The following is a 7643-nucleotide window of genomic DNA, read 5'->3' as shown; positions in this document are numbered from 1 at the left end:
GCCGCGACGAACCGCCCGCGCTCGTCGACCGGCACAGATGACGCTGGACGACCGACTGCAGGCGGTGGTGCCCGAACGCTTCGAGGAACTAGCGTCGGCCGTGCGGTTCGGCCAGTTCGTGTCCGTCGGCGCGGTCGGCGCCGTCTTCGACGTGACGACGCTCGTGTTGCTCACGCAGGTCGCGGGCCTGTCCGCCGCGATCGCGAACGTCGCCAGCATCGAGACCGCGATTCTCGTGATGTTCGCGGTGAACGAGCACTGGACGTTCGCCGGCGAGGGCGCGATGGACGTTCGCTCTGTCGGCCGCCGCTTGCTGCGGTCGCACCTCGTTCGCGCGGGCGGGTCGACCATCCAGTACGTGCTGTTCGTCGCCGTCTTCTACACGGTGACCGTGGACCTCGCGGTCGCGGGCGTCGACCTCTGGCTGGTGGTCGTGAAGGGCGGCGCCATCGGCGTCGCGATGCTCGTGAACTACGTCTTCGAGAGCCTGTTCACGTGGCGCGTCCACCACGACGACCCCGGAGAATAGCGAGCGGGCCGCCAGCGGTCAGTCGTGGGTTGGGCGAAGCCAGTAGTCAGTCGAACGGGGAACGCTAGCAGTCAGTCGTGGGGGTGACACCACTCCAGGGCCTCGCGGACCGCGTCCTTCCGGCCGAGGAACGTGAGGTGGTCGCCGTGCTGGAGCGTGAAGTCGCCGGATGGCACCTCGCTTTCGCCCTCGCGACCGACGAGGCCGATGATGGCGCCGTTCGGGAGTTCCTCGTCGATCTCGTCGATGGTCTTCCCGACGATGTCCTCGGAGGTGACCTCGACCTCCTGGACGTCGCCCGCGCGACCGATCTCGGTCATCCAGTTGGCGAGCGCGGGGCGCTCGATGATGTTGTCGATGCCCCACGCGGTCGCCATCGACGACGACACCGTCCGAACGCCGAGGTCCTCGAACGCGTCGACGTTGTCCGGGTTGTTCGCGCGAGCGATGATGGTGTCGACGTCGAACTTCGAGTCGGCGAGCTGGGCGACCAGCAGGTTGACGTCGTCGTCACCGGTCGCAGCGACGACGATGCGGGCGTTCTCCGCGCCCGCGGCGCGCAACTCTTCGGTGTCCGTGCCGTCCCCGTTGTGGACGGTGAACCCTTCGTTGCGCGCTCGTTCGACCATCTGTTCGTCCGCTTCGACCAGGACGACGTTCTCACCACGGTCTTCGAGGCGCTCAGCGAGCGCGCGACCGACGGTGCCGCCGCCGACGATGATGACACGCATTGGTATGACGTCGAGTGCTTGTGCGATGTGTCTGGCGAATCCGCCCTCGATGACGACGGTCAGGAGGATGACGAGGAAGACGACGCCGACGAGCAGGCTCGCGGCGTCGTCCATGCCGGCACCCTGCAACTGGACGGCGAACAGCGTCGCGACGGAGGCGGGGATGATGCCGCGCGGGCCGACGGCGCTCATGAACGTCCGTTCGGCCGTGGTGTATCGGCCGCCGCGCGTCGAGAGGAAGACCCCCAGCGGTCGGATGACGAGCGCGACGAGCGCGACGACGAGCAGCCCGGCCACGCCGAGCTGGACGAGGTTCTCGAACGACAGGAGGGCGGCGAGCGCGATGAACACGAACGACAGGACGACCAGCGTCACGTCGCCCTTGAACGCCTCGATCTCCTCCTCGTAGGGGAGGTTGGCGTTCCCGAGCACCATGCCGGCCGTGGCGACCGCGGCGATGCCCGCTTCCCCGCGCACGAAGTCCGCGCCGCCGTACGCGACCAGTGCGCCCGCGAGGACGATGAGGCGGGCGTTCTGCGGGGCGTTCCCCCGCGAGAGTTCGACGTGCCGGAGCAGGTACCAGACGACGGCCGCGACGAACAGGCCGAACACCACGCCGATGCCGAGGCGGATGACGAACTCCTCGGCGATCTGGAGTTCCGTCAGCCTCGGGTTGTTCACGAATTCGAAGACGACGATGGCGAGGATGGCCGCGGTGACGTCGTTGACGACGCCCTCGGTCTCGAGCGCGGCGGCGACCCGGTTGCGAACCGGGACGATGTTCATGATCGGCGTGATGACCGTCGGGCCAGTGGCGACGAGCAGGCTCCCGATGAGGAACGACATGTCCCATCCGGCGCCGAGGATGAACCGGACGGCGAGGGCGGTCCCGACCAGCGAGATGGCCGCCCCGAGCGTCGTCAGCCTGATCGCGGCGCCCGGCGCCTCCCGGAGTTTCGGGAGTTTCAGGTGGAACGCACCCTCGAAGACGATGATCGCGACCGACAGGCCGACGATGCCCGACAGCGTCTCCGCGCCGCCGAACGTCTCGAGAGTGACGATGCCCAGTACTTCCGGCCCGACGGCGATACCCGCGATGACGAGGAACAGCACGCTCGGCACTTGCAGGCGGTCGGCGAGCACTTGCGCCGCTACGCCGAGGGCGATGATCGTCGCGACCAGTGGGATGAGTTCAGTGCTCACGCGACCGCCTCCAGTGCCGGCATCGTCCCGTGATTCTGTGTGACAGTCCTTAAACAACCCGGGTCGCGGCCGAACCCGCTGGCACCGAGGCGAGTCACTCCGCGTAGATGGTCCCGATCTCGTCCGCGAACGCGTCGAGAATGTTCCGTCGCTTCTTCTTCATCGTCGGCGTCAGGAGGTCGTTCTCCTCTGTGAACTCCGTGGGCACCAGGCGGAACCGTTTGATCTGTTCGTAGTCCTCGAGGTCGTCGTTGACGTCGTCCACCTCCTGCTGGATGCGCGCTTCGACGCGGTCGTCCCGGCACATGGCGGCCTTGTCGTCGGGGACGTCGACGTCCTCGGCGTCCGCCCACTTGCGGACCCCTGTGAAGTTCGGGACGATGACCGCGGAGACGAACTTCCGGTTGTTCCCGACGACCATCGCCTGCTCGACGAGCGGGCTCGCGGCGAACGCGTCCTCGATGGGGCCGGGGGCGACGTTCTTCCCCGTCGAGAGCGTGAGAATCTGTTTCGCGCGCTCGAGGAACCGCACGTAGTCGTCGCTCCGAATCTCGACGACGTCGCCCGTCCGGAACCACTCCTGGCCCTCGATCTCCGTGAACGCCTGCTCCGTCTCGTCCTCGAGGCCCCAGTAGCCGTCGAAGACCTGCGGGCCGCGCACGAGCAGTTCGCCGACGTCGCCGTCTGCCCGGTCGCGCTGCTGGGGGCTGGCGATGGACTCGTCGACGCGGACATCGGTGTCCGGCACCGGCGGGCCGATGGTGCCGACCTGCGGGCGCTCCGGAGGGTTCACGGAGACGACGGGGCTGGTCTCGGTGAGGCCGTACCCCTCCAGAATCGGGAGGCCCATGCCGTGGTAGAGCGCGCACAGTTCCGCCGACAGGGAGCCACCACCGGAGATGAAGAAGTCGACGTTCCCGCCGAGCGCGTCCCGGACCTTCTCGAAGACGAGCTTGTCGGCGAGTGCGCGCCTGACGCGCAGCGAGAGGCCGGGGTCGTCGGCCTCGTGGTACTGGCGGCCGACCTCGGTCGCCCACTCGAAGATGCGTTCTTTCGTCGGGGATTCGGTGGCCTGCTCGCGGACCGCGTCGAACAGTTTCTCGTAGACGCGAGGGACGCTCGTCCCGGACGTCGGTTCGCACAGCGTGAAGTCCTCGCGGAGCGTGTCCGGGGACTCCGCGTAACAGACGTGGGCGCCGGACGCGAACATCAGGAAGTGTCCTGAGAGGCGCTCGAAGACGTGCGCGAGCGGCAGGTAGGAGACGACGCGGGAGTCCTCGGTGATGGCGGGGAGGTCGGTCTTGTCCGGGCGCGGCCCGAAGCGCTTCCGGCACTGATTGACGTTCGCCCGGAAGTTCGCGTGCGTGAGCGCGACGCCCTTCGGCATGCCCGTGGTCCCGGACGTGTAGATGAGGCTGGCGAGGTCGTCGAGGTCCCGGTCGGCGAGCCACGACTCGTAGGTCTCGCGGTCGTAGGCGTCCCTGCCGCGCTCGTAGACGTCCGAGAGCGGGATGGCGTTCTCGTCGGCGACCTGGTCCATCGTCACGACGAACTCCAGGTCGAGGCGGTCTTCGACTTCGCGGACGCGGGCAAGTTCTTCCTCGCCCTCCACGACGACCGCCGTCGCCTCGCTGTCGCCGAGCAAGTGCTCGACCTGGCGGGGGCTGGAACTGGCGTACACGGTGGTGACCGCGGCCCCGGCGGCGAGGAGGGCGAAGTCGCACTGCGCCCACTCCATGCGAGTGTGCGCGAAGAGGCCGACGCGGTCCCCCTCGGCCACGCCGAGGTCGCGGAAGCCGGCGGCGAGGTTGCGGACGATGTCGCGCAGTTCGCCGTACGTCACGTTCTCGTAGTCGCCGTCCGGCGCGGGCGGCAGGACGTCGGGAGTCAGCGTTCGCCGGTAGATGCCGCCCTTGTACCCCTGTGCTGGCTGGTCCGTGTACCGCGCGGCGGCGTCCTCGAACATTCGGGGGAGTGTCGTCTCCCCGACGACCTCGTCCTCGTACTGGCGTTCGGCTTCACGGAAGTCCATGCGCGTCACTCGTTCTCACGGGTCTTAAGATAGTGGAGAACTCCACGAACGTTCATTGCAGTTTCCTCGCGCGCCTTCTGTTCGCCCCACACAGTCTCGACGTCCGTAGTCACCGAGAGGTGGTCGATAGCGGCCTCCTCGCTGCCGCGTTCGACGACTTCGTGTTTCACCGTCTCCACCCAGTCCCGCAGCACCTGCTCGTACTGGCGGAGCACGGCGTCGACGTCGTCCGGCCCCGGGCCGAAGTGCGCGTACAGCAATACGTCGGGGTCGAGACGCCGAATCAGTTCGACGTCCGTGATGGCCTGCTCGAGGTCGAAGTTCGGCGGCGGGCTCGTCTCACGCACGCGGTCCTGGCTGGGCACCCAGATGCCCGCGGCGTCGGCCGTGAACACGGCGTCGTCCGCGTGGTCCTCGTAGACCACCTGGTGGGGGGCGTGCCCCGGTACGTGGTGTGCGGTCAGCGTCCGCGACCCGAGGTCGACCTCGTCGCCGTCCTCGAGTTCGACGATTCGGTCCTCGGATAGCGGTTTCGGCTCGACGTAGTGCTGCCACTGGTCGCCGACCGCCTTCTTCGTCCCCTCGACGAGGCGCTCGGGGCCGACGAGGTGAGGAGCGCCGATCTCGTGGACGTACACGTCCGCGTTCGGGCACGCCTCGGCGACGTAGCCCGCGCCGCCCGCGTGGTCGAGGTGGACGTGCGTGACGAGAATCGCCGCGAGTTCGTCCCGCGCGATACCGCGTTCGTCGAGCGCGCCAAGAATCCGCTCGTAGTTCGTGCCGATGCCCGTGTCCACGATGGCGGGGCGGTCGGCGTCGACGACGTAGACCGAGCCGTACTCGCCGGTGTCGTACATACCGGTGTCCACGTACGCGATGTCGCTGCACTGTTCGACGTCGAACACGTCGCCGGGAGCCATACTGGAAACCGGCACGCCGGAACGCAAAAGCCTTCGCGTGCGGGCGGCGTCGACGATAGCCGCAGCCGCCGCGACCACCGGCGTCCCCGAAGACTGTACCGCCCCCTACAAGTTCGCCGGGGCCCTGATTCACGTATGGTTGAACTCGTTTCCGTGGGCGGACTGCTGCTCGCGTTCTTCCTCGTCGTGATGAACGGGGTGTTCGTGGCCGCGGAGTTCGCGTTCGTGAAGATCCGGCCGACACAGGTGAACGCGCTCGTCCAGGAGGGGAAGCCTGGCGCGGCGCTCGTCCAGGACGCCATCCAGAACCTCGACGACTACCTCGCGGTCAGCCAGCTCGGCATCACGCTGTCCTCGCTGGGCCTGGGGTGGATCGGGGAGCCCGCCGTCGCGGCGCTCATCGACCCCGTGCTCGGCGAACTCCTCCCCGCGGGAACGGTTCACATCGTGGCGTTCGCGCTCGGGTTCGGATTCATCACGTTCCTGCACGTCGTCTTCGGGGAGCTCGCGCCGAAGACGTTCGCCATCCAGGAAGCCGAGCGCGTGGCGTTCCTGGTCGCGCCGCTGATGAAGTTCTTCTACTACGTGTTCATGCCCGGCATCATCGTCTTCAACGGCACGGCGAACTACTTCACGCGCCTCGCGGGCGTCTCCCCGGCCTCCGAGAGCGAGGAGACCCACACCGAGGAGGAGATCCGGATGATCCTGACGCACTCCGAGGAGACCGGCCACGTGGACGTCGACGAGTCGAGATGATCGAGAGCGTCTTCGAACTCGGCGACACGATCGCGCGTGAGGTGATGACGCCGCGCCCGGACGTCGAGACGGTGACGGCGCCGACGGAACTCCCGGAACTCCGGACGCTCGCCGCCGAGGGCCGGTTCACGCGCTACCTCGTGCTCGACGACGACGGCGAGCGACCGCTCGGATTCGTGCACGCGAAAGACGTGCTCCGCGCGATCGAAACCGGCGGCGACGAGTCGGTGACCGCCCGCGAACTCGCCCGCGACGTGCTGGTCGTCCCGGAGACGCGACGCATCGACGAGATCCTCGGCGAGTTCCAGACGCGGGGCGGCGGCCAGATGGCCGTGGTCATCGACGAGTGGGGCGTCTTCGAGGGCATCGTCACCATCGAGGACATCCTCGAGGAGATCGTCGGCGACATCCAGGACGAGTTCGACGCGGCCGTCGACGAACCGACTATCGAGCAGCGCACCGACGGCACCTACGTCGTCGACGGCGGCGTGCCGCTCCAGGAGGTCAACGACCGCCTCGACGCCGGGTTCGAGACTGACGACGTCGAGACCATCGGCGGGTTCGTGTTCAGTCACTTCGGCCGCGTCCCGGAGGTCGGCGAGGAGATCGAACGAGACGGCTACGTCGTCCGCGTCGACGCCGTCGCGGACGCCAGAATCGAGCGCCTCGTCGTGCGACCGACTGAGGCCGACCGGGACGCCGACAGGGAGAACGGGGAGTGAACGGGCTGGCCGTCCCGGCCGTCGAATAGCGGACTGATGGTCAGACTTACTTGCCGCGCCCGCGTCTCTCGAGACGGCTATGTCGGTGTCGGTGCTGTTCGTCGTCGGCCTCGCGACGGCCGTCTTCGTCGGCGTGAACGTCGGCGGATCCTCGACGGGCGTGGCGTTCGGGCCAGCGACGGGGAGCGGCGTGCTCTCGATGCGCGCCGCCTCCGCACTGATGGCGGTGTTCGTGTTCGCGGGCGGCCTGGCCGTCGGTCCCGCCGTCGTGGACACGCTCGGCACGGACTTCGTGCCCGCGGAGTACTTCACGCTGGGCGCCTCCATCGGCGTCCTGTTGTTCATCGGCGTCGGCATCCTGCTCGGGAACATTCTCCGGGTGTCCGTCGGCACCAGTCAGACCGCGGTCGGCGCGGTGGTCGGCATGGGCGCGGCGCTTGGCGTCCTCGACTGGCGGGTCGTCGGCGAAGTCGTGACGTGGTGGGTGGTGTCCGCCATCGCGGCGTTCTGGATTGCGGCGGTCGTCGGCCGGTACTGCTACGACCGCATCGCCGCAGTCCTCGACTTCCAGGCCGAGGGTCGCCGGCGCCTCGGCCAGGTGTTGACCGTCGGCGTCGGCTGTTACATGGCGTTCTCCGCGGGCGCGAGCAACGTCGCGAACGCCGTCGCGCCCCTGGTCGGCAGCGGGCAGCTCACGATGACGCCGGGCGTGCTCGTCGGCGCGGCCGCCATCGGCGCCGGCGCGTTCGC

The 7643-nt window shown here is 68.3% G+C and carries 5 protein-coding genes and 1 pseudogene; 3 read left to right on the top strand and 3 right to left on the bottom strand.

Going from position 1 to position 7643, the window contains the following annotated elements; all coding sequences use genetic code 11:
- Positions 1 to 37: 37 nt before the first annotated feature.
- Positions 38 to 529, top strand: a complete 492-nt coding sequence (locus GRX66_RS14345) for a GtrA family protein (protein WP_159527170.1) — start codon at positions 38 to 40, stop codon at positions 527 to 529.
- A 71-nt stretch (positions 530 to 600) separates the two neighbouring features.
- Here GRX66_RS14345 and GRX66_RS14340 read toward each other — a convergent pair whose 3' ends face one another.
- From GRX66_RS14340 to GRX66_RS14330, 3 genes are all read right to left on the bottom strand, one after another.
- On the bottom strand, positions 601 to 2463 hold the full coding sequence (locus GRX66_RS14340) for a cation:proton antiporter domain-containing protein (protein ID WP_325064127.1): 1863 nt from the start codon (positions 2461 to 2463) through the stop codon (positions 601 to 603).
- A gap of 94 nt (positions 2464 to 2557) precedes the next feature.
- Positions 2558 to 4495, bottom strand: coding sequence for an AMP-dependent synthetase/ligase (locus GRX66_RS14335; protein WP_159527168.1), 1938 nt, complete (start codon positions 4493 to 4495; stop codon positions 2558 to 2560).
- 5 nt (positions 4496 to 4500) lie between these two features.
- Complete coding sequence (locus tag GRX66_RS14330; RefSeq protein ID WP_159527167.1) at positions 4501 to 5415, bottom strand: MBL fold metallo-hydrolase; 915 nt, start codon at positions 5413 to 5415, stop codon at positions 4501 to 4503.
- A gap of 135 nt (positions 5416 to 5550) precedes the next feature.
- Between GRX66_RS14330 and GRX66_RS14325 the strand changes: the two are divergent.
- Positions 5551 to 6893 (top strand): annotated as a pseudogene (locus tag GRX66_RS14325) (hemolysin family protein).
- A gap of 79 nt (positions 6894 to 6972) precedes the next feature.
- The coding region (locus GRX66_RS14320) for an inorganic phosphate transporter (RefSeq protein ID WP_159527166.1) at positions 6973 to 7643 on the top strand (671 nt) is incomplete at its 3' end.

The organism is Halobacterium bonnevillei (assembly GCF_009831555.1).
GTDB lineage: Archaea > Halobacteriota > Halobacteria > Halobacteriales > Halobacteriaceae > Halobacterium > Halobacterium bonnevillei.
Note: the sequence above shows the minus strand (reverse complement) of the source record. Positions and strands in the feature narration are given on the sequence as shown.

Excerpts from the sequence above, each read along its gene's own strand:
- GRX66_RS14345 (WP_159527170.1), top strand. The coding sequence starts at position 38 with ATGACGCTGGACGACCGACTGCAGGCGGTGGTGCCCGAACGCTTCGAG.
- GRX66_RS14335 (WP_159527168.1), bottom strand. The coding sequence starts at position 4,495 with ATGGACTTCCGTGAAGCCGAACGCCAGTACGAGGACGAGGTCGTCGGG.
- GRX66_RS14330 (WP_159527167.1), bottom strand. The coding sequence starts at position 5,415 with ATGGCTCCCGGCGACGTGTTCGACGTCGAACAGTGCAGCGACATCGCG.